Annotated in this window: 18 protein-coding genes and 1 pseudogene; 9 read left to right on the top strand and 10 right to left on the bottom strand. The window is 69.9% G+C overall.

Features of this window, described 5'->3' with window-relative positions; translation table 11 throughout:
* Window positions 1-79: 79 nt before the first annotated feature.
* Window positions 80-367: pseudogene (locus tag SNE34_RS14820) on the bottom strand (DUF3667 domain-containing protein); the annotation flags it as partial.
* A 160-nt stretch (window positions 368-527) separates the two neighbouring features.
* Here SNE34_RS14820 and SNE34_RS06270 point away from each other — a divergent pair.
* Complete coding sequence (locus SNE34_RS06270) at window positions 528-1,973, top strand: MATE family efflux transporter (protein ID WP_332615787.1); 1,446 nt, start codon at window positions 528-530, stop codon at window positions 1,971-1,973.
* 54 nt (window positions 1,974-2,027) lie between these two features.
* Window positions 2,028-3,917 carry a signal peptide peptidase SppA gene (gene sppA / locus SNE34_RS06265; protein WP_332615784.1) on the top strand — a complete coding sequence of 630 codons (1,890 nt, stop codon included), beginning with the start codon at window positions 2,028-2,030 and terminating at the stop codon, window positions 3,915-3,917.
* A 172-nt stretch (window positions 3,918-4,089) separates the two neighbouring features.
* On the opposite strand, the gene SNE34_RS06260 is transcribed toward sppA, so the two are convergent.
* A complete protein-coding gene (locus tag SNE34_RS06260; protein WP_332615782.1) occupies window positions 4,090-4,305 on the bottom strand; it encodes a hypothetical protein in 216 nt (71 codons plus the stop codon).
* Between the two features lie 102 nt (window positions 4,306-4,407).
* Between SNE34_RS06260 and SNE34_RS06255 the strand changes: the two genes are divergently transcribed.
* The gene (locus SNE34_RS06255; RefSeq protein WP_332615780.1) at window positions 4,408-5,184 is read left to right on the top strand and encodes an SDR family oxidoreductase; all 777 of its coding nucleotides are present in this window, start codon (window positions 4,408-4,410) and stop codon (window positions 5,182-5,184) included.
* Between the two features lie 15 nt (window positions 5,185-5,199).
* Here the strand turns inward: SNE34_RS06255 and SNE34_RS06250 are convergent, their stop codons facing one another.
* From SNE34_RS06250 to SNE34_RS06220, 7 genes are all read right to left on the bottom strand, one after another.
* Window positions 5,200-5,856, bottom strand: a complete 657-nt coding sequence (locus SNE34_RS06250) for a DUF4124 domain-containing protein (protein ID WP_332615779.1) — start codon at window positions 5,854-5,856, stop codon at window positions 5,200-5,202.
* Window positions 5,853-6,656, bottom strand: a complete 804-nt coding sequence (locus tag SNE34_RS06245) for a DUF4124 domain-containing protein (protein WP_332615777.1) — start codon at window positions 6,654-6,656, stop codon at window positions 5,853-5,855. The genes SNE34_RS06250 and SNE34_RS06245 overlap by 4 nt, the downstream gene beginning before the upstream one ends.
* A 69-nt stretch (window positions 6,657-6,725) precedes the next feature.
* Window positions 6,726-7,292, bottom strand: coding sequence for an L-threonylcarbamoyladenylate synthase type 1 TsaC (tsaC, locus tag SNE34_RS06240; protein ID WP_332615775.1), 567 nt, complete (start codon window positions 7,290-7,292; stop codon window positions 6,726-6,728).
* Between the two features lie 147 nt (window positions 7,293-7,439).
* Complete coding sequence (locus SNE34_RS06235; protein ID WP_332615773.1) at window positions 7,440-9,920, bottom strand: DNA topoisomerase I; 2,481 nt, start codon at window positions 9,918-9,920, stop codon at window positions 7,440-7,442.
* A 258-nt stretch (window positions 9,921-10,178) separates the two neighbouring features.
* The gene (locus SNE34_RS06230; protein ID WP_332615771.1) at window positions 10,179-10,667 is read right to left on the bottom strand and encodes a DUF494 family protein; all 489 of its coding nucleotides are present in this window, start codon (window positions 10,665-10,667) and stop codon (window positions 10,179-10,181) included.
* Between the two features lie 74 nt (window positions 10,668-10,741).
* Window positions 10,742-12,079: a DNA-processing protein DprA gene (gene dprA, locus SNE34_RS06225; RefSeq protein WP_332615769.1), complete on the bottom strand. Its 1,338-nt coding sequence runs from the start codon at window positions 12,077-12,079 to the stop codon at window positions 10,742-10,744.
* 87 nt (window positions 12,080-12,166) lie between these two features.
* The gene (locus SNE34_RS06220; RefSeq protein WP_332615766.1) at window positions 12,167-13,318 is read right to left on the bottom strand and encodes a LysM peptidoglycan-binding domain-containing protein; all 1,152 of its coding nucleotides are present in this window, start codon (window positions 13,316-13,318) and stop codon (window positions 12,167-12,169) included.
* Between the two features lie 171 nt (window positions 13,319-13,489).
* On the opposite strand from SNE34_RS06220, the gene def reads away from it, so the two are divergent.
* From def to SNE34_RS06190, 6 genes are all read left to right on the top strand, one after another.
* A complete protein-coding gene (gene def / locus SNE34_RS06215; RefSeq protein WP_332615765.1) occupies window positions 13,490-14,002 on the top strand; it encodes a peptide deformylase in 513 nt (170 codons plus the stop codon).
* Between the two features lie 30 nt (window positions 14,003-14,032).
* Window positions 14,033-14,956: a methionyl-tRNA formyltransferase gene (fmt, locus tag SNE34_RS06210; RefSeq protein WP_332615764.1), complete on the top strand. Its 924-nt coding sequence runs from the start codon at window positions 14,033-14,035 to the stop codon at window positions 14,954-14,956.
* Between the two features lie 126 nt (window positions 14,957-15,082).
* Window positions 15,083-16,384 carry a 16S rRNA (cytosine(967)-C(5))-methyltransferase RsmB gene (gene rsmB, locus SNE34_RS06205; protein ID WP_332615762.1) on the top strand — a complete coding sequence of 434 codons (1,302 nt, stop codon included), beginning with the start codon at window positions 15,083-15,085 and terminating at the stop codon, window positions 16,382-16,384.
* A gap of 78 nt (window positions 16,385-16,462) precedes the next feature.
* Window positions 16,463-17,425: a glycosyltransferase gene (locus SNE34_RS06200; RefSeq protein ID WP_332615760.1), complete on the top strand. Its 963-nt coding sequence runs from the start codon at window positions 16,463-16,465 to the stop codon at window positions 17,423-17,425.
* Window positions 17,425-18,462: a CDP-glycerol glycerophosphotransferase family protein gene (locus SNE34_RS06195; RefSeq protein ID WP_332615759.1), complete on the top strand. Its 1,038-nt coding sequence runs from the start codon at window positions 17,425-17,427 to the stop codon at window positions 18,460-18,462. Before SNE34_RS06200 ends, SNE34_RS06195 begins: the two co-directional genes overlap by 1 nt.
* Window positions 18,462-19,478, top strand: a complete 1,017-nt coding sequence (locus SNE34_RS06190; protein ID WP_332615757.1) for a glycosyltransferase — start codon at window positions 18,462-18,464, stop codon at window positions 19,476-19,478. Before SNE34_RS06195 ends, SNE34_RS06190 begins: the two co-directional genes overlap by 1 nt.
* Window positions 19,479-19,509: 31 nt before the next feature.
* Here SNE34_RS06190 and SNE34_RS06185 read toward each other — a convergent pair whose 3' ends face one another.
* Entirely contained in the window at window positions 19,510-20,949 is a 1,440-nt protein-coding gene (locus SNE34_RS06185) for a PH domain-containing protein (RefSeq protein ID WP_425604477.1), read from the bottom strand.
* Window positions 20,950-21,019 lie beyond the last annotated feature (70 nt).

Raw genomic sequence — 21,019 nt, 5'->3', positions numbered from 1 at the left:
GCTCGACCGCCTCGACGGTTTGCGCCTGGGTGATGGCCTCGGTCTCGACGCCGGTGTCGATCGTTGTCGTCGAATCGAAATGAATGGTCAACGCGCCGAGGAAGAACGTCAGCACGCTGAGCACCACGAACAACCGCAGCGGCGCGATGTAGCGCTGGCGGTGGCCGGCAAGGTAATTGCGGGCGGTGCGGCCGGGCACCATCAGGTCGCGCAGGGTGCGCCAGAGCCGGCCATCGAGGTGCCAGAACGCCTCGAAGAACTCCTCGATCGCATGCCCGGCGTGGCGGATCGGGTTGTGCATCGACTGCCCGCACTGATGGCAGAACTCACCCTGCAACGCGGCGTCGCAATTCTCGCAATGGCTCGGTATGGCGTGGGCGTCGTGGTTGCTGGCGTCGATCATCGCGGGGCTTGTACTCCATGGGCCGTCACCGGCGAGCGGCTAAGATAGCGGGCCGCCGCGACCCGGCGCCAGCGCCCGACACCGGTTCGGCGGCGCGGCCGCAGTCGCGCGAACCGGTCGTCCGATGTCTTCCCCCGTTGCGCTGCCTGCCGCGCCGCCGCGCCTTCTCCCTGAAATCCGCCGCACCGGCGTGCTTGCCGCGCCGCTGGTGCTCGGCCACCTGTCGACCGGGCTGATCGGTTTCGTCGACGCCGTGATCGCCGGTCACCACGGCACCGAGACGCTGGCCGCGGTGTCGGTCGGCACCGCGCTGTTCTGGCTGCCGATGATGGTGCCGATGGGCACGCTGATGTCGCTGCCGCCGGCGGTGTCGCAGCTCGATGGCGCGGGCCGCCGCGACGAGGTCGGCGCGCTGTTCCGGCAGGCGCTGTGGCTGTCGGTGGTGCTCGGGATCGCGCTGTTCGCCTTCATGACCGCGGCGGTGCACGCGCTGGGACCGATGGGGATCGCGCCGGAGATCGTCCCCGGCGCCAGCGACTTCCTGCGCGGCATCCGCTGGGGCGTGCCGGCGCTGACCCTCTACCTGTGCATGCGCTATCTCAGCGACGGCCTGCACTTCACCCTGCCGACGATGCTGCTCGGCTTCGGCGGCCTGCTGTTGCTGGTGCCGCTGGGCTACACGTTCACCTATGGCGCGTTCGGCATGCCCGAGCGCGGCGCCGGCGGTCTCGGCATCGCTTCGGCGATCATGCTGTGGGCGCAGGCGATCGCGTTCGGGCTGTATCTGCGACGGGCCAAACGGTTTGCCGGGTTGCGGCTGTTCGCGCGTTTCGATCCGCCAAGCTGGCACACCATCCGCGGGCTGCTCGCGACGGGCCTGCCGATCGGGGTGACGGTGGCGATGGAGGGTGGACTGTTCGTCACCACCGCGTTGTTGATCGGCCGGCTTGGCGAGACCCCGGCGGCCGCGCATCAGATCGCGATCAACGTCGCCAGCCTGTGCTTCATGATCCCGATGGGCCTGGCCGAGGCGACCACCGTGCGGGTCGGCCATGCGCTCGGCCGCGGCGACGGCGATGGAGTGCGCCGCGCCGCGACCGCCGGCTACGTGATCGTGCTTGGCACCCAGGCGCTGTCGGCGCTGGCGCTGCTGCTGGGCAACGAGTGGATCGTCGGCTTCTATACCGACGACATCGCGGTCGCGTCGCTGGCCGCGGCGCTGCTCCTGTACGCGGCCGCGTTCCAGTTCCCCGACGGCGTGCAGGTGCTGTCGGCCGGCGCGTTGCGCGGGCTCGGCGACACCCGTGTACCGATGCTGCTGGCGGTGCTGGCGTACTGGGGCATCGGCATGCCGCTGGGCGCCGGGCTCGGGCTGGGCCTGGGCGGCTTCACACCGGCATGGGGGCCGCGCGGAATGTGGGTCGGCCTGATCGCCGGTCTGCTGGTCGCGGCGGTCCTGCTGGGGCTGCGGTTCTGGCGATCGAGCCGGCCCGCGCGGCTGCAGCCGTTGCTGAACCGACGCTCGCCGGACCGCATCCCGGACGCCACCCGGGTGACCAATGATGGATGAACCCGCCGCGGCCAGCGGGTACGCTGGCCCGACTGAAATGGAGTGTTGCCAGCAATGAACCAGATCCCGCGCCGCGGTCCGATCGCCCGCTTCTTCATCGGCCTGTGGGACGCGATGAACTTCACCCGCCGGTTGATCTTCAACCTGGTGTTCTTCGTCCTGCTGTTCCTGTTGCTGGCGCTCTTCAGTGCCGGCGAGCGGGTCGAGCCGCTGCTCGATCGCACCACCCTGGTGATCGCCCCCGAGGGCGCGCTGGTCGAGCAGTACAGCGCCGACCCGGCGACCCGCGCGCTGGCCAAGGCGATGGGCGACGACGCCGGTGAAGTACAACTGCGCGACCTGCTGCGCGCGCTCGACAAGGCCGCGACCGACGAGCGGATCGAACGCGTGGTGCTGCAACTCGACCAACTGACCGGCGGTGGCATGGCCAGCCGTCGCGAAGTCGCCGCCGCGGTGGCGCGACTGCGCGAGAGCGGCAAGCAGGTCGTCGCGTTCTCCGAAATGATGGGCCAGGAGCAGTACCTGATCGCCGCCGAGGCCGGCGAGGTCTACCTCGACCCGATGGGCGGGCTGTTGCTGGAAGGCCTGGGCCGCTACCGCCAGTACTACCGCGAAGGGCTGGAGGACAAGCTCGGCGTCGACGTGCACCTGTTCAAGGTCGGCGAGTACAAGTCGGCGGCCGAGCCGTTCGTGCTCGACGCGGCCTCGCCGGAGTCGAAGGAAGCCGACCTGTACTGGATGAACGACCTGTGGAACCGCTACCTCGCCGATGTCGGCCAGGCACGCGGGATCGCCCCCTCGCAGATCGCCGGCGACCTGGCGCAGTTGCCGGCCGGGCTCGCCGCGGTCGGCGGCGACCTCGCCCGCTACGCGTTGCAGCACAAGTGGGTCGACGGCCTGAAGACCCGCGGCGAGGTCGCCGACCTGCTGGTCGAGCGCGGCGTCGCCGACCCCGACGCCGAGGGCGGTTTCCGCCAGGTGTCGCTGGATGGCTACCTCGCCCACCTCGACACCGGGCTGCAGATGGCCACCGACCCGCGGCCGCAGGTTGCGGTGGTGGTCGCCGCCGGCGCGATCACCGGTGGCGAGCAGCCGCCGGGCACGATCGGCGGTGAGTCGACCTCGGCGCTGCTGCGCCAGGCCCTCGACGAGGACAGGATCAAGGCGGTGGTGCTGCGGGTCGATTCGCCCGGCGGCGAGGTGTTCGCCTCCGAGCAGATCCGCCGCGAGGTGGTCGCGCTGCAGCAGGCCGGCAAGCCGGTGGTGGTGTCTATGGGCGACCTGGCCGCGTCCGGCGGCTACTGGATCAGCATGAACGCCGACCGCATCTACGCCGATCCGTCGACGATCACCGGCTCGATCGGCATTTTCGGGATGTTCCCGACCATCCCGCGAGCGCTCGACAAGATCGGCATCAACACCGACGGCGTCGGCACCACCGCGCTGGCCGGCGCGTTCAACATCACCCGCGAGCTCGACCCGCAGGTCGGCCAGATCATCCAGTCGGTGATCGAGAAGGGCTACCGCGACTTCATCGGCAAGGTTGCCGAGGCGCGCGAGCAGCCGGTGGCGAAGATAGACGAGGTCGCCCGCGGCCGGGTCTGGAGCGGCGCGCAGGCCAAGGTGCGCGGCCTGGTCGACGAACTGGGCGGCCTGAAGGCGGCGATTGCCGACGCCGCCAAGCGCGCCGAACTCGGCGAGGTCGGCGACTACGCGGTGCATTACGTCGAGAAGATCCCGACCCCGTTCGAGCAGTTCTTCGCCGGTTTCGCGCAGAGCCGCATTGGCGTGAATCTGCTCGGCGATTCGGCATTGGCGCGCGGCCTTCTGGCCAAGGCGATGCCGCAGGCGCGGGCCGACCTGGAGCTGCTCGAAGGCGCGATCACCCCGGTCGCCGGGGTGCCGGTGAAGGCATTGGCCTACTGCTTCTGCAGCCTCAAATAAGGCGCATGTGACGCCCCACGGTCGGATCCGGGGGCGTCGTAGGAGCGACGTAAGTCGCGACCTGTACATCGCCCCAACCGTTCGGCGGGTCGCGACTCACCGAGGTCGGCATGCCGACCTCGCTCCTACATCGAAGTCGACCGCAACCCCCAACCGCAAACGAGCCCGGCGCTCAACCCCCGGCCGCTTCGATCGCCGCGCGCTGCGCATCCGCGGCCTTCTGCAAGTCCTCTTCGACCGCCTTGGCCTTGTCCAGCGGCTCATGGATCGCCTCGCGCAACTCGGTGTGCTGCGCCTGCGGCTCCACTGGTCGCTCCGGGTCGGGCGGGGTCGGCTTGCAGGCGGCCAGCGCCAGCAGCGCGACGAAAACAAGCGGGCTTCGCGGCATCGTGGGTTCCTCGTCGTGGCTCGGGGCTATGCTACGCCGGTCGCGTGCCGGCCCGCATGTGGCCGCGCGACGCCGCCGACAGGCGCATCGACAGGAGCAGGCATGGATCCCAAACGCTGGCGGCTGGACGGCCAACTGGCACTCGTGACCGGCGGCAGCGCCGGCATCGGCCGCGCGATCGCGCGCGAACTGCTCGGTTTCGGCGCCGACGTGCTGCTGGCCGCGCGCGACAGCGCCGGCCTCGACGATGCCCGCGCCGAACTGCTGGAGGATTTCCCCGAACGCGAAGTGCAGGGTTTCGCCTGCGACGTCGGCATCGAGGAGCAGCGCCGCGAACTGCTCGACTGGGTCGAGGATTTCGGCGAGGGCCTGCACATCCTGGTCAACAACGCCGGCGCCAACGCCAGCAAGCCGAGCACCGACTACAGCGACGAGGAATGGCGGGAGATCTTCGAGGTCAACGTGTTCTCCGCGTTCGAGCTGTCGCGCTACCTGCATCCGCTGCTGACCCGCCACGCCGCATCGAGCATCGTCAACGTCGGCAGCGTGTCGGGATTGACCCATGTGCGCACCGGCGCGCCGTACGGCATGAGCAAGGCGGCGATGCACCAGATGACCCGCAACCTCGCCGTCGAGTGGGCCGAGGACGGGATCCGGGTCAACGCGGTCGCGCCGTGGTACATCCGCACCCGCCGCACCTCGAGCAAACTGGCCGATCCCGACTACCTCGACGAGGTGCTGCTGCGCACGCCGTTGGGCCGGATCGGCGAGCCGGAAGAGGTTGCCGCGGCGGTCGCGTTCCTGTGCCTGCCGGCGTCCAGTTACGTCACCGGCGAGTGCATCGCGGTGGATGGCGGGTTCCTGCGCTACGGGTTCTGATCGCCACGCGCGCGGTCAGCTGCAGGTGCTGTGGCTGACGATCGTGCGCAGGCGCTGGAGTTCGGTTTTCGCCGCGACCGGATCGCGTGCGCGGTCGAACTCGACGATCGCCTCGGCGCGCATCAGGTGGTCGCGCCAGCGTTCGCACAGCGCCGCCTCGGGCACCGGCTGGCAGAAGTCGGTCACCATCATGCAAGCCGCGCCGGCACCCATCGCCGGGTCGCCGCCCAGACCGGTGGTCTGCATCGGCGCGCAGCGCTCGGCCGGCACCGGGTCGTCGCTGAGGTACTCCTCGCGGTTCCAGGTCTTGCAGGCGAACAGTGGTGGCGGCGCGGTGCGTTCGGCTAGCGGAATCGGTGGCGGGAGGTCGACGGTCGCGTCCGCTGGAGGCGGTTCGATCACGCTCGGCGCGGGCATTGGTACGACGGCAACCAGCGGTGCGGGCTCCGCGGGCGCGGCGGGTGGCGCTGGTGGCGTGTACGGCGGCGCCTCGGTCTCGATCACGCGCCGCTGCTGCTGGCTGCCTTTCGGGCAGGCGACGTCGTTCTGCACGGTGACCGCGCCGCTGGCGTCGGTGCAGCGATAGATCACCACCGACTGTTGGGCGAGGCCGGGCGCGGAGACCGTTGCCAGCATCAGTCCCAGCGCCGATGCGGCGCGCGCCCTGCTCAACCGACGCACTGTTGGTCCAACTGCGCGTCGATCCGGCGCTGCTCGGCATCGATCTGCTCGCGCTCGCTCTGCAGCGCGCTGTTGTAGCGGCGGCCGAGTTCCCAGTGGCGGTCGCGCAGGCGCTGGCAGACTTCGGCCGGCGGCAGCGGCTGGCAGATGTCATTGATCCAGGTACCCGGGGTGTAAGCCAGGCCGACGGCCGGCGGCAGTTCCGGCGCGCGTTGCGGGTCACCCGGTGGCGGCGGACTCGGCCGGCCGATGTCGTCGAACACCAGGTCGTTGCCGAGGTGGGCGGGGCTGCCAGCCGGCCGCACCGGCAGGTCGAGCGGCGGGCGTTGCACCACGCCGTTGGATGGCCGGCGTGGGTACGCGTACGGCGGGCGCGCCGGGTAGCCCAGCGTCCACAGCGGCACCCAGCGCGGATTGCCGGCCGCGCTGGTGCTGGTGTAGGTGTCGCCGTCGGCGGTAGTGCATTCGTAGACCGGCGGTGGGCGTTCGACCACGATCACTCGAGTGGTTTGCGAAACCGGGGCGGGGGCCGGCGGTGGCCTGGTCGACTTGGCCTTCGGCCTCGCCGGCGGGTCCTTCGGGCGTTGCATCTCGGTCACCTGCTGGCGCTCCCCGCGCTCGCACGGGGTGTTGCGCACGGTCAGCGCGCCATCGGCGTCGGTGCAGCGGTAGATCGTGACCTGGTCGGCCGCGGCGTGCGCCTGGCCGCTCATTGGCAAGGCCAGTGACAGAACCAGCGACAATGCCGGCGACACGGCAAGCGCAAGCAGCAGTGGCAGGCGGGAGCGCATGCCGCCATCTTGCACCCGCCAAGGCGGATGCGGGTGAACCCGGTGTGCATGTCCGGACGCAGGTGCCGGTCAGGGCCGCAAGGTAGCGCCGCTGCGGGCGTCGCGGATCGGCGTGGGGCGTTGCTGGGTGCCGGTGTCGCCGGCAACGATCGCATCGACGGCGGCGCGCAGGGCCGGATCGAAATCATCCAGCCGGCGCGGCGGTTCGGCCCCGGCCGGGTTGGCGCTGGTCGACACCAGCGGCCCGCCGAACGCGGCGCACAACGCGACCACGGTCGGATGCGCGCTGACCCGCACCGCGACCCCGTCGTGGGTGCCGGTGATCCAGCGCGGTACCCGCGCGGTGGCCGGGACGATCCAGGTGTTGGGACCGGGCCAGGAGGCGAGCACGTCGTCGCGGCGTGCTGGCGGCAAGGTTTGCCAGTCGAGCAGGCCGTCGAGCTGGGCCGGGGTGCCGGCGATCAGGATCAGGCCCTTGTCGACCGGCCGTTGCTTGATCGCGAGCAGGCGGGTCACCGCGGTTTCGTCGAACGGGTCGCAACCCAGGCCCCACACAGCTTCCGTGGGGTAGGCGATGACGCCGCCGCGGTGCAGGGCGGCGATGGCGGGAGCGAGGTCGGGGGCGGCTTCGATCATTGTCAAAGCATAGCGCTGCCGTTGGTACGCGAGCCGGGGTGGTCGTCCGACTGCGCTTGTTCGATGTAGGAGCGACGTAAGTCGCGAACCGCCGAATGCTGGAGGCGATGTACAGCTCGCGACTTACGTCGTTCCTACCCGAAGCTGTCAGCGCGTTGGAGCTGCGGCCTTCTTCACTACCTTTTTGGTGGCCTTTTTTTCAACTTTCTTCGTTGCCTTCTTGGCGGTCTTCTTCGCAGCTTTCTTGGCCGGCGCCTTCTTCGCGACCTTTTTCGTCGCGGCCTTTTTCACCACGGCCTTCTTCGCCGGCGCCTTCTTGCCGAAGCCCTTGCGCATCGGCTTGCCGGTTTCTTCCATCAGCTTGACGACTTCCTCCAGCGTCAGCGAGGCCGGTTCGCGGTCCTTCGGGATCTTGCCGTTGAGCTTGCCGTCGCTGAGGTACGGGCCGTAGCGGCCGTTGAGGACCTGGATGTCGCTGCCGTCGAACTCCTTGATGATCCGGTTGCGGGCGATCTCCTCCTTCTCCTCGATCAGGAACACCGCGCGTTCCAGGTCGATCTTGTACGGGTCGTCCTCCTTCTTCAGCGAGGCGTACACGCTGCCGCGCTTGGCGAACGGCCCGAACCGGCCGATGCCGACGCTGACGTCCTCGCCATTCGACTGGCCGAGCGCGCGCGGCATCTTGAACAGCTCCAGCGCGTCCTCCAGCGAGATCGTGTGCATGCTCTGGCCCGGCCGCAGCGAAGCGAACTTCGGTTTGTCCTCGGCGTCCTCGGCGGTGCTGCCGATCGCCGCGTACGGCCCGTAGCGGCCCAGCCGCACGCTGACCGGCTTGCCAGTCTTGGGGTCGGTGCCGAGCTCGCGCGCGCCGGTCGCCTGGCTGCGGTCGACCGACTCCATCTTGTCGTCGACCATCTGCTTGAACGGCGTCCAGAACCGCTCCATCAATGGCACCCACTCCTCCTCGCCGCGCGACACCGCGTCGAGCTCGTCCTCGAGCTTGGCGGTGAAGTCGTAGTCGACGTACTGGGTGAAGTGGCCGGAGAGGAAGTTGCTGACCGCGCGGCCGACATCGCTCGGGCGGAAGCGGCGACTGTCGAGCTCGACGTATTTGCGGAACAGCAGGGTCGCGATGATCGAGGCGTAGGTCGACGGCCGGCCGATGCCGTATTCCTCCAGCGCCTTGACCAGCGAGGCTTCGGAGAAGCGCGGCGGCGGTTCGGTGAAATGCTGGTCGGCGTGGATGCGGTCGAGCGGGATACGGTCGCCGGTCTTCATCGGCGGCAGCTTGCGGCCCTCGTCGTCGGCGTCGGCGGCCTTGGCGTCCTTGCCTTCCTCGTAGACGGCGAGGAAGCCCGGATCGATCACGGTGGTGCCGGAGACGCGGAAACTGTGCTCGCTGCCGGCGGCGAGGTCGACCGACACCGTGTTGAGTGTGGCCGGGACCATCTGGCTGGCGACGGCGCGCTTCCAAATCAACTCGTACAGGCGGCGGGCGTCGTCCTCGAGGAAGCGCGAGACCTGCGCCGGGGTGCGCAGCGCCGAGGTCGGACGCACCGCCTCATGGGCTTCCTGCGCGTTCTTCGACTTGGACTTGTAGGTGACCGGCTGGTCCGGCACCGCCTTGGTGCCGTAATCGCGGGCGATCACGTCGCGGATCTCGCTGACCGCCTCGACCGACAAGTTGACCGAGTCGGTACGCATGTAGCTGATCAGGCCGACCGTGCCCTCGTCGCCGAGCGCCACGCCCTCGTAGAGCTTCTGCGCGACCTGCATGGTGCGCTTGGTGGTGAAGCCGAGCTTGCGCGCGGCCTCCTGCTGCAGGGTCGAGGTGGTGAACGGCGCGGCCGGGCGGCGCTTGCGCTCCTTGCTGGTGACGTCGGTGACGTGCAGCGCGCCATTGGCGGCGGCGACGATGCGCTGGCGCGCGGCCTCGGCGGTGTCGCCGTCGGTGATCGTGAACTGCTCGAACTTGGCGCCGTCGAGCTTGGTCAGGCGCGCGCTGAAGGCCTGGCTCGGGTGCTGGCACTCGGCTTCGATGCTCCAGTACTCGCGCGCCTTGAACGCCTCGATCTCTTCCTCGCGCTCGACGATCATGCGCAGCGCCGGCGACTGCACGCGGCCGGCCGACAGGCCGCGCTGGACCTTGCGCCACAGCACCGGCGACAGGTTGAAACCGACCAGGTAGTCGAGCGCGCGGCGCGCCTGCTGCGCGTCGACCAGGTCGGCGGCGATGTCGCGCGGGCGGCTCATCGCCTCCTTGATCGCGCGCGGGGTGATTTCGGTGAACACCACCCGTTGCAGGGTCTTGCCGTCGAGCAGGCCGCGCTCGCGCAGGATCTCGGCGATGTGCCAGCTGATCGCCTCGCCCTCGCGATCCGGATCGGTCGCGAGGTAGACGGCGTCGGCGCTCTTGGCGGCCTTGGCGATCGCGGTGACGTGCTTCTCGTTCTTCTCGATCAGGTCATAGCGCATCGCGAAGTCGGCATCGGGATCGACCGCGCCCTCCTTCGGCACCAAGTCGCGGACGTGGCCGTAGGACGCCAGGACGATGAAGTCCTTGCCGAGGTACTTGTTGATCGTCTTGGCCTTGGCCGGCGACTCGACGATGAGGAGGTTCTTGGCCACGCGGCAGAGCCTGTCGTTGGGGGCGGGGGCGCGCCGTGAAGGCGGCGCCGTCAAGCCGGGTGGGAGTGCCGGGACCGGCCGGGATCGGGCAAGGCCGACGCCCGGGGCAGACCCCGGGCGTTCAGGAATGCTTCTTTAGTGGAATCACGCGGCGGGCACTGCTGTCAAGCCATTTGCAGGTCGGCCGGGGCGAAGCCGGTCGCAACGCACACATCTTAGTGAATGCGGCCCCGGGTGGGCAGTCGCCCCCCCTGTCGCTCAGTGCACCGGCTCGGGATCTTCCTCGAACATCTGGGTTTCCATCCACGCGTAGGCCGCCTCGCTGCCGGGCTGGTTGAACAGCACCATCAGCACCACCCACTTGAGGTCGTCCAGGTCGATGCCGTCCTGGTCCAGCGCCATCGCGCGGTCCAGCACCAGCTCGCGCTGGCCGGCGTCGAGTATTCCGCGCTGCTCCAGGAACAGAAGGAAGCCGCGGCAGTCGGTGTCGAGGCGGTCGAGTTCGGGGCCGGCGTAGACCCGGACCGGGCCGTCGGCGCGTGCAGGCGTGGCCGCCGGCCGCTGCAGGGCCAGCGCGTCGAGCCATTCGAAGGCCTTGTTGATCTCCGCCGGGCTGAAGCCGGCCTGGCCCAGTTCCTCGAACAGCGGGCCGCTCTGCAGGTTTTCACGGTCGCGGACGAGGTCCGCATCTTCGGTGAAGTAGTGTTCGAACAGGTACAGCAGGACGTCCAGGATGCTTTCTTTCATTTCCCCTCGGCCTGCGCCGCCAGCGGCGCGGTGGGTCAGGAGTTGCTGAGACCGCCGGACCCGTGCAGGTGGGTTCAACGGTTGCGAAAATACCGGCCGTGTTGCGCCGCCACGCGACCCTCCAGCTCCATGAGTAGCAGCATGGATGACAGTCGGGCGGCCGTCAATCCGGTGCGTTCGACCAACTGGTCCATACCGGTTGGGTCGTGACCGAGCGCGCACCACACGATGTGGTGGTCGCGCTCCGCACCGTCGGCGGCCTCCGACTGCAGGTTTGGACCGTGGGTGGGGGTCGGCGGTTCACTCCGGGCCGGGCGGGTCGGGGTCGTCACCAGCCCCGACTCAGGATCGTGAAGGGCGCTGCTGACGACGGTGGTGCCGACCGACGTGGGGGCGAGCAGGCGCTGGCGCAAGTCACCGGCCAGGTTCGCCGCCGCCGGGGCGAGCAGTTCGATGACGTCCTCGGGCCGTTCGACCAGCGCCGCCCCGTCGCGCAACAACCGGTGGCAGCCGCGCGCTAGCGGGTTGTGGATCGAGCCGGGCAAGGCCATGACCTCGCGCCCGCTTTCGGCCGCGAGCCGGGCGGTGATCAACGCGCCGGAGCGGTGCGCCGCTTCGATGACCAGAATCCCGAGACTGAGGCCGGCGAGGATCCGGTTGCGGCTCGGGAAGTGTTCGCGGCGCGGTCCGGTGCCGGGCAGGTGTTCGCTGACGATCGCGCCGTGTTCGACGATCTTTCCGTGCAGGCCACCATTGCTGCGCGGGTACGGCACGTCCGGGCCGGTGCCGAGCACGGCCACGGTCGGCGCACCGACCGACAGCGCGGCCTGGTGTGCGGCGGTGTCGATGCCGGCGGCCATGCCGCTGGCGACCAGCAGGCCGCCGCGGGCGAGGGCTCGGGCGAATTCGCCGGCATTGTCGTGGCCGGCCGGGGTCGGCGCGCGGCTGCCGACGATCGCGACCGCCGGGTGCCACAGCAAACCCGGGTCGCCGGCGACGAACAGCGCCAGCGGCGGATTCGGGCATCGACGCAGCAGCGGCGGGTAATCGGGATCGTGCCAGCCGAGCAAGTGGTGGTTGGCGTCGTCGAGCCATTGGGCGGCGCGCTCCAACGCGGTCGTTGGCGGCGACTGCAGGGCGGCAAGCTGCGGCCCGGTCAGGCCGCAAGCGCGCCACAACGCCGGGCCCGCGGCGAGGGCCGCGGCCGGCGTGGCCTGTCGCAGGAGCCGTCGACGTGGGGCTGCGGGGCCGCCGCCGGCGACCAGCTGCAGCAATGCTTCGAGTTCGGCCGGGTCGCCACGGGAGGCCGCAGCGGCGGTGGTGGAGAGAGACGGCGCGAGGGTCTCGGCGAACAGGTCGTCGCCCGATGGGTGGGCGGCCGGAAGAGCGGTCGGGGAATTGGCGGCATGCATCGATCCAGCATCCGCCGCAAACGACGAAGGCGCCCTAGGGCGCCTTCGTATATGCCGGTAGGGAAACCCCTACCCGGGCGCCGACCGTCAGTAGGGCGCGTCGGGGTGCTTGAGCTCGTGGCCGACCTGGACCGGCTTGATCGCGTCCATCACCAGCGCGTAGCTGACCTTGTCGAAGGTGCGGAACACCATCAGGTGGCCGGCGAACTCGTCCGGCAGCCGCACCTTGGCATTCCGGCCGAAGGTATCCTCGCTGCGATCCCACGGGCCGTTCTCGACCCGGTCGACCACTGCGTTGCCGACTTGCCAGCTGGAGAACACGGTGCCGTTGTCGACCCCGTCGCGGGCGCCGACCGAGATCGCCACCACGTCGCGCGGGCCGCCGGTGGTGAGCATGTCGGCCACGGCCATGATGCGGGCGCGACCGTAGTCGAGCTGCTGCTTCGGCGGATGCGGGAAGAACTGCAGGTCGTACGGCTGCGCCTCGACCGGGATCAGGCGATCGCCGACCCGGACCTCGCGGCCGCTGTCGTCCAGCAGCAGGGTGGTGACCTCGATGTCGCCGACTTCGCCACGGGTGACAGTGCCGGTGTTCTGCTGCATCAGCTCGTAGCCGAGCAACTCATGGCCGTCGTCGGACACGGTCGCGTTGGTCCAGAACTGCTCGAAATCGACCGTGCGCTTGCCGCGGAAGTCGAGGTCGTCCTTGTGGAAGATGTCGCAGCAGGCCGAATCGCGATCCAGGCGGGTGTACCGCTGGGTCGGGCGCACCACTTGGTAACGCTGTCCGGGCTGGGCGTTCTCCAGGCCTTCGATGTAGGCGACCTGGCCCTTGCTGGCGCGCAATCGCTCGGTCTCCAGCGAGACCACGTACGGCAACTGCTCGAACTGGTCGACGACGCGCAGGTCTTTCAGGAACGGCTCGACCTCCGACAGCGGCACGCCGGTCACCGGGGCGACCTCGCGCGGGCCTTCGGCCACGGTCACCCGGTCCAGGTAGGCCAGCGACAGCACGTCGCCCGGGTAGATCAGGTGGGGATTGGCCACCTGCGGGTTGGCCTGCCAGATTTCCGGCCACAGCCATGGCTTCTCGAGGAAGCGCCCGGCGATATCCCACAGGGTGTCACCCTTCTGCACCACGTAGGTGTCGGGATGGTCGCCACGGACTTCGGCGGCCATCGCATAGGTGGCAATGGTCAACAACGCAGCGGTCATCACCGCACGGATCGGTTTTTGCATGGCAGTGTCTACCTGATTCCCCTACAGGTGCGCCCAGCGTCAGTATCTGACGTGGGGCTGTCGGCACTATAGCCCAGAAGAACCGCGTGGTTGCAAGCAAACAGGGCCGCCAACGGCGTTACAATCCATCGGCTGCTTGTGGTTGTGACCCACGCCCCCATTTTTAGAGCCATGGCCCTTTTACCGATCCTCGAATTCCCCGATCCGCGCCTGCGAACCGTCGCCGCGCCGGTCGACCTGTCCCGGGTTGCCTCGCCGGAATTCCAGAAGTTGCTCGACGACATGTTCGAGACCATGTACGCCGCGCCCGGCATCGGCCTGGCGGCGAGCCAGGTCGACGTGCACCAGCGCTTCATGGTGATCGACGTCAGCGAGGAGAAGGACCGGCCGCTGGTGTTCATCAACCCGGAAATCACCGAGCGCAGCGGCGAGCAGGTCTGCCAGGAAGGCTGTTTGTCGGTGCCCGGGATCTTCGCCGACGTGACCCGCTCCGATGCGATCACGGTCAAGGCGATCGGCCGCGACGGCCAGCCGTTCGAGCTGCAGGTCGACGACCTGCTGGCGGTCTGCGTGCAGCACGAGATGGACCACCTGCTCGGCAAGCTGTTCGTCGACTACCTGTCGCCGCTGAAGCGCGAGATGGTGCGCAAGAAGCTGGCCAAGGCCAGGCGCAACGCGGCCTGAGCGCCGCTTGCGGCTCTGTAGAATGGCCGCATGAGAATTGTCTTCGCCGGAACCCCCGAGTTCGCCGTGCCGTGCCTGCGCGCGGCGACCGGGCGCAATGAAGTCGTCGCCGTGTACACCCAGCCCGACCGTCCCGCCGGCCGCGGCCGCACGCTGGCGCCGTCGCCGGTCAAGCGCGAGGCACTGTTGCGCGGGATCGAGGTGCTGCAGCCGGAGAACTTCAAGGTGCCGGTGTCGCGCGAGGCGCTGGCCGCGCTGAAGCCCGACCTGCTGGTGGTGGTCGCCTACGGCCTGATCCTGCCGCAGGCGGTGCTCGACATCCCGACCCACGGTTGCTGGAACGTGCACGCCTCGCTGCTGCCGCGCTGGCGCGGCGCGGCGCCGATCCAGCGCGCGATCCAGGCCGGGGACGCACGGACCGGCGTATGCCTGATGCAGATGGAAAAGGGCCTGGATACCGGCCCGGTGCTGCTGAAGCAGGCGATCGACATCGGCGCCGACGAGACCGGCGGGCAGTTGCACGATCGCCTGTCCGAACTCGGCGCGCAGGTGCTGGCCGATGGCCTGGGCCTGCTGCGCGCCGGCATCCGCCCGGTGCCGCAACCACAGCCGGCCGAGGGCGTGACCTACGCGCACAAGCTCGACAAGGCCGAGGCCCGGCTTGACTGGAATCGACCGGCGACCGAACTGGCCAGCACGGTGCGTGCCTTCAATCCGTGGCCGATGGCCGAGGCACAGCTGGCCGGCGAGCGTGTGCGGGTGCATGGCGCGGTCGCGATGCCGCTGGCCCATGACGCGACACCGGGCAACGTGCTCGCGGCTGGCCGCGACGGTATCGATGTCGCCTGCGGCGAAGGCGCGTTGCGGATCCGGGTGCTGCAGCGCGATGGCGGCAAGGCAATCACCGCCGCCGACTATCTCAACGGCCGTCGCGATCTGGTGGTCGGTGCGTAGGGCTTGTTTCAATGGCGATAGCCGTTTGCCTGATGGTAGGAGCGACGTGAGTCGCGACCTGTACACCCTCTCCACCGTTCGGTGGGTCGCGACTCACGTCGCTCCTACAAAGACAGAATGCCGCGCATGAAATCCCCGGTCGGCACCCAGCCGCGCGTCGTCGCCACCCGCGTGCTCGACGCGGTCTTGCACCACGGCCGTTCGCTCAAGGCCGAGTTGGCGACCGCGCTCAACCAATTGCCCGATCCGCGCGACCGGGCGCTGGTCGAGGCGATCTGTTTCGCGGTGCTGCGCGAGGGCGCTCGCTTCGACGCGGCGCTGACGGCGTGGCTGCCGCGGCCGCTGGCCAAGCGCGACCGCGAGCTGCGCGCATTGCTGCTGGCCGGCTTCGCCCAGCTCGATCCGATCGGCCTGCCAGCGCACGCCGCGGTCGGCGCGACCGTCGAGGCGGCGCGCGTGCTCGGCCGCCAGCACCAGTCGGGGCTGGTCAACGCGCTGCTGCGCCGCGCCCAGCGCGAAGGCCTGCCGGCGCTGGAGCCGCGCGCGCAATGGCCGCGCTGGTTGCGCGAACGGGTCGAGCGCGACTGGCCCGATCACGCCGATGCGATCTTCACCGCCAGCGCGCAGGCGCCGCCGTCATGGCTGCGGGTCAATCGCCGCCAGTCCTGTCGCGATGACTACCTCGAACGGCTGCGCCAGCACGACATCGAGGCGGTGCCCGTCACCGACCTGGCCGACGCCCTGTACCTGCAGTCGGCGGTGCCGGTCGCGTCACTGCCGGGCTTCGCCGAGGGAATGGTGTCGGTGCAGGACGGCGCCGCCCAGCGTGTAGCCGATGCACTCGCACCGCCGCCCGGCAGCCGCGTGCTCGATGCCTGCGCCGCCCCCGGCGGCAAGGCCGCGCACCTGCTGGAACGCGACCCGACCCTGCGACTGACCGCGCTCGACATCGATCCGCTCCGACTGCGCCAGGTCCGCGAGACCCTCGACCGCCTGCAGCTCGCCGGCCACGCGCAACTGCATGCCGCCGACGCCTCCGACCTCGACAGCTGGTGGGACGGCAACCCGTTCGATGCAGTGCTGCTGGACGCGCCGTGTTCGGCCACCGGCATCGTCCGGCGCCAGCCCGACGTGCTGCTGCACCGGCGTGACTCCGACCTTGTCGCGCTCGGCAAGCTCCAGGCGGCGTTGCTCGACAATCTGTGGCGCACGCTCACCCCGGGCGGGGTGCTGTTGTACGCGACCTGCTCGATCCTGCAGTCGGAGAATGCGACGCAGGTCGAGGCCTTCCTCGCGCGCACTCCGGACGCCGTCGCCGAACCGCTGGGCGACGGCTTCGGCCATCCCAGCGGCGCCGGTCGCCAGCGCCTGCCCGGCGAGGACGACATGGATGGCTTCTTTTACGCGCGCTTGCGCAAGGCCGGCTGAACACCTCGCCCGGCCGCACGGTTCGCAACGAACAACGGCCGTATCCTGTCGCCCCGCATGCGGTAGGAAGCTGCCCGGATGTCACTGGTGAGAATCTTCGGCCGCGACAACGGCGCCGGACTGGCTCGCGACATGCGGCTGGTCGCGCACCTCATGCAGCAGGCCGGCCACGACGTGGACGTGGTGGGCTTCGGCAACGAGAAGGGCATCCGCATGTTGCGCGAGGCCGGGTTGTGGGTGGCGCGCGGCTGGCGCGGCCGGGCCGACCTGCAGGTCTCGCTCGAACACGTGTACTCGATGTCGCTGGCACTGGGCCGCCGCAACGTGTTGATCCCGAACCCCGAATGGTTCCGCGACAAGTGGACGCCCCTGTTGCCCCGGTTCGACGCGTTGCTGTGCAAGACCCGCCACGCCGAGCGGATATTCGGCGAACTCGGTTGCCGCACCCGCCACATCGGCTTCACCAGCGAGGACCGGTTGGATGCCGCCGTGCCACGTGAGGATGCCTTCCTCCACTTGGCCGGACGCAGCCCGGTCAAGGGCACCGAGGCGGTGCTGGCGGCGTGGCGCCGGCGCTCGGACTGGCCGCGGCTGGTGGTGCTGCAGGGTCCGCGCTATGCGCGCCGGGGACCGCCGGCCGCCAACATCGAACACCGGATTGGCAAGGCCGACGACGCCGAGGTGCGCCGGCTGCAGAACGCCCATCGCTTCCACATCGGCCCGTCGGAGGCCGAGGGCTTCGGCCATTGCCTGATGGAGGCGATGAGCGTCGGCGCGATCACCCTCACCGTCGACGGCGAGCCGATGAACGAGCTGGTCGATGACAGCCACGGCGTGCTGATCCCACCGTCCAGCGTAGGATCGCTGGGGCTCGCGCCGAGCTACCGGGTCGACCCGGTCGGTATCGAGGCCGCGGTGGACCGGGTGCTGGCGATGCCGGTGGCCGAACGCGAGGCACGGTCGCGGCGCGCGCGCGCACGGTTCGAGGCGAACGATGCCGCGTTCCGCAACAATTTCGTACAGATCGCGATGGAGGATTGATGGCTGGCAACCGCTACCTGCTTTACGGCTCGGTGCGCTACGCGCTCGGCATCCTGCGGCCGCTGCAGGCGGCGGCGCGGGCGCGCGGCGACGAGGCGGCGTGGTTCTTCGACGGCGGCGACGGTGCCGACGAGCTCGGCGCCGACGAGCGCCTGCTGACCAGCGTCGAGCAGGTGCGCGACTGGAACCCGACCGCGATCTTCACCTCCAGCAACGCGCTGCCGCACTTCTTCCCGGGCGTGAAGGTGCAGACCTTCCACGGTTTCGACGCCGGCAAGCCGCGGCACATCTACATCCGCCCGTTCTTCGACCTGTACTGCACCACCGGGCCGCAGGACACCGCGGCGTTCCAGGCGCTGGTCGCGCGCAAGCGCTTCTTCCGCGTGATCGAGACCGGCTGGCCCAAGCTCGATCCGTTCATGCAGCAACTGCCGGACAGCCTGCCGCCGGTGCGGACGCCGCCGGTGATCCTCTACCACTCGACGTTCTCGCCCTCGTGGAGCGCGGCGCGCAAGCTGCACGACGAAGTGAAACGGCTGTCGCGCGACGGCCGCTGGCGCTGGATCGTGACCCTGCACCCGAAGATGGGCCCGGAAGTGGTGGCGATGTACCGCGCGCTGGAGAACGAGCACCTGCGCTTCGCCGATGACGACAACATCCTCGACCTGTTCGGGCAGGTCGACATGATGTGTTCGGACACCTCATCGGCGCTGAGCGAGTTCCTGCTCACCGGCAAGCCGGTGGTGACGTTCAAGAACCGCCGGCCTGGCCCGCAACTGATCGACATCGACGACCCGGCCGAGTTCGAACCGGCGATCGAGCGCGCGCTGTCGCGGCCGCCGGAGTTGATGGCGGCGATCCGCGAGTTCGGCGAACGCATCCATCCGTATCGCGACGGGCGCTCGAGCGAGCGCACGCTGGAAGCGGTCGACCGCTTCCTCGCCGAGGGCGGAACGGCCTCGCTCAAGCGCCGGCCGCTCGACCCGTGGCGCAAGTTCAAGCTGCGACGCCGCCTGCGCTATTGGGGGCCGGCCTGATGCGCATCGTCCACCTGATCCTGACCAGCCGCTTCGCCGGCAGCGAGCGCCATGCGCTGGAGTTGGCCGCGGCGCAGGCCGCCGACCACGACGTCACCGTGGTGCTGCGCCGCGCCGGCACCGCGTCGCGCGCTGACGCGATCGGTCATCGGGTGGACCCGCGGGTCAAGGTCGAGGTGGTCGGCGATCTGTTCACGCCGTGGCAAGCACGCCGCGTGTTGCGGCGGGTGAAACCCGACGTCGCCCATGCCCACCTCAGTGGCGGCTGCCGCGCGCTGCAGGGGCTGGATGTCCCCGGCTGCCTGCGGGTGGCGACCCTGCACATCCATTACAAGCCGCGCCAGCACGCGACGTTGGACGGCCTGATCGCGATCGCGCCGTGGCAACTGCACGCGATCCCCGCGCCACTGCGCGCACACACGGTGCAGATCGACAACTGGACCCTGCCGCGGCCCGCCGTCGCCGATGCGCGCGCACGGCTGCGTGCCGAACATGGCATCGACGAGCGCACCTTCGTGGTCGGCGCACTCGGCCGGGCCGAGGCGGGCAAGGGCCTCGACGTGCTGATCGAGGCGTTCGAGCGTGCGCGCCTGCCCGACGCGCGGCTGGTGATCGTCGGCCAGGGCAAGGCGTGGAAGACCTTGCGCGAGCAGGCCGGGCCGCAGGTGCTGATGCCGGGCTTCACCGAGCATCCGCAGGACTGGCTGGCGGCGTTCGACGGTTTCGTCAGCGCGGCGCGCAGCGAGCCGTTCGGACTGGTGTTGCTGGAGGCGATGGAAGCGGGCCTGCCGATCCTCGCCAGCGCCACCGAAGGCGCGCGCCACCTGGCGCCGCAACTGCCGGAGCCGCTGCTGCCGATCGGCGACGTCGATGCGCTGGCGACGGCGTTGCGGTCGCTGCGTGCGGCCGGGCCACGGCGGCTGGCGTACCCGATGGACGGGTTCCGGATCGAGGCCAAGCGGGCGCAGATCGAGGCGTTCTACCGCGACGGCCTGGCCCGCCTGCGCGGCGGCTGAGTCGACGCCCGCGCCGTCGACTGGAACGGCGTCACCAGCGCAGCGGTCGCCGCGCCAACTCCTGCGACAGGCGTGCGTACAGCGCCTCGGCTTCGGCCAGCGGCAGGAACCGGACCCGCAGCGGCGGCGCCATCGTGCCGGCGCCGGCAGTGTCCAACCACACCGTCGCGGTGCCGCAGCGGCGGTCGATCGGGTTGCGGCTCAACTGCAGGGCCTGCAGCTTGTCGATCTCGGCAAAACGCCAGTGCCGGCGCAGCCAGCCTTCGCGCACCGCGACCACTTCGTCGCCCAGCGCCCAGGCCGCGCGTGCCGTGCGGCGGCGCGCCTTGTAGGCCGACCACGGCAGCCACGCCAGTACCAGCGGGCCCCAGCTGCCGCCGTTCCACGTCAGCACCGCAGTCGCGGCCAGCACCCACGGCCACGATGGCAACCACAATCGCCACCAACTGCCGGCCGGCAGTTGGCGCCAGTCGAGGGCCGTCCATTGCGCTCGCGGCAGCAGGTATTCGATCAAGCCCGTGCACTGGGCCGGCGTCGCGATCGGTGCGACTTCGCGCAACGCGCGGTGCCGGTTGTGGTCTTCGGCGACCGCGGTGTCGACCTCCAGCGATTGCCGGCCAAGCCATCGATGCCGCACGCCCTCGCGCAGCGTCCAGGCCTGGATCCGCCGGCGCGAGGCACTCGTGCGCCAACGTGCCAGCAGGCCGCGTTCGACCGTCAACCGGCGGCCGTGCTCGCTCAGCCGGAACCCGTAGAACTGCAGCAGCGCCAAAGCGATCGACAGCAGGCACAACATCAGTTCCACCAGCAGCACGAGGGTGACCGCGGCCAGGGCGAACTCGACGACCCCGAACTGGTGTTCGCCGGCCCAGCCGAACAGCATGTCGCCCCAGCGTTCGAACAGGTCCGGGAGCAGTTCGGCGTTGAACTGGGAGATGCCACCAAACGCCGCGGCCACCAGGATCAGCCCACGGTTCGACACCAGCCCCAGCCGCAGCACCTCGCCCAGCGACATCTGCAGCAGCACCGCATCGCCGTCCGCGGCGGCCACGGCGACGCCCGCGTCGGGGGCACGACCGCGCTGGCGCACCAGCCGCTCCAGCGCCAACGCGTCGTCGAGCTTGAGCACCCGCATCTCGGCCTCGGGCTTGTTGCCGCCGGCCGATTCCAGCCGCACCTCGGCCACCCCGAACAACCGGTGCAACAGCGTCTGCTTCAGGGCGACGTTGTGGATCCGCGCGAACGGGATCACCCGCAGGCTGCGCTCGAGCAGGCCGCTGCGCACCACCAGCGCGTCGTCGACCATGCCGTAGCGGTAGGTGAAGTACTGCCACAGCGACAGCAGCGCCAGCACGGCGACGCCGATCATCGGCCACAGGCCGTTACGGTCGCCCTGGCCGAACACCAGCAATGCGACCAGCGGAACGATGAACTGCCTGAGCTGGGCCACCAGCACGAACAGCCATGACATCGGGTGCAGGCGATGTTCGGCGTCGGCGACCCCGGCTTCCGGCGCGGTGGCGGCCACCGGTTCGGGTTGC

The organism is Novilysobacter erysipheiresistens (assembly GCF_036663935.1).
Lineage (GTDB): Bacteria > Pseudomonadota > Gammaproteobacteria > Xanthomonadales > Xanthomonadaceae > Novilysobacter > Novilysobacter erysipheiresistens.
The sequence above is the reverse complement of the archived record's forward strand: the minus strand, read 5'-3'. Positions and strand labels throughout refer to the sequence as shown.

Bases quoted from the DNA above. Each gene is read 5' to 3' on its own strand.
- SNE34_RS06270 (WP_332615787.1), top strand. From the start codon at position 528: ATGTCTTCCCCCGTTGCGCTGCCTGCCGCGCCGCCGCGCCTTCTCCCT.
- sppA (WP_332615784.1), top strand. From the start codon at position 2,028: ATGAACCAGATCCCGCGCCGCGGTCCGATCGCCCGCTTCTTCATCGGC.
- SNE34_RS06260 (WP_332615782.1), bottom strand. From the start codon at position 4,305: ATGCCGCGAAGCCCGCTTGTTTTCGTCGCGCTGCTGGCGCTGGCCGCC.
- SNE34_RS06255 (WP_332615780.1), top strand. From the start codon at position 4,408: ATGGATCCCAAACGCTGGCGGCTGGACGGCCAACTGGCACTCGTGACC.
- SNE34_RS06245 (WP_332615777.1), bottom strand. From the start codon at position 6,656: ATGCGCTCCCGCCTGCCACTGCTGCTTGCGCTTGCCGTGTCGCCGGCA.
- tsaC (WP_332615775.1), bottom strand. From the start codon at position 7,292: ATGATCGAAGCCGCCCCCGACCTCGCTCCCGCCATCGCCGCCCTGCAC.
- SNE34_RS06230 (WP_332615771.1), bottom strand. From the start codon at position 10,667: ATGAAAGAAAGCATCCTGGACGTCCTGCTGTACCTGTTCGAACACTAC.
- dprA (WP_332615769.1), bottom strand. From the start codon at position 12,079: ATGCATGCCGCCAATTCCCCGACCGCTCTTCCGGCCGCCCACCCATCG.
- SNE34_RS06220 (WP_332615766.1), bottom strand. From the start codon at position 13,318: ATGCAAAAACCGATCCGTGCGGTGATGACCGCTGCGTTGTTGACCATT.
- def (WP_332615765.1), top strand. From the start codon at position 13,490: ATGGCCCTTTTACCGATCCTCGAATTCCCCGATCCGCGCCTGCGAACC.
- fmt (WP_332615764.1), top strand. From the start codon at position 14,033: ATGAGAATTGTCTTCGCCGGAACCCCCGAGTTCGCCGTGCCGTGCCTG.
- rsmB (WP_332615762.1), top strand. From the start codon at position 15,083: ATGAAATCCCCGGTCGGCACCCAGCCGCGCGTCGTCGCCACCCGCGTG.
- SNE34_RS06200 (WP_332615760.1), top strand. From the start codon at position 16,463: ATGTCACTGGTGAGAATCTTCGGCCGCGACAACGGCGCCGGACTGGCT.
- SNE34_RS06195 (WP_332615759.1), top strand. From the start codon at position 17,425: ATGGCTGGCAACCGCTACCTGCTTTACGGCTCGGTGCGCTACGCGCTC.
- SNE34_RS06190 (WP_332615757.1), top strand. From the start codon at position 18,462: ATGCGCATCGTCCACCTGATCCTGACCAGCCGCTTCGCCGGCAGCGAG.
- SNE34_RS06185 (WP_425604477.1), bottom strand. From the start codon at position 20,949: ATGTCATGGCTGTTCGTGCTGGTGGCCCAGCTCAGGCAGTTCATCGTT.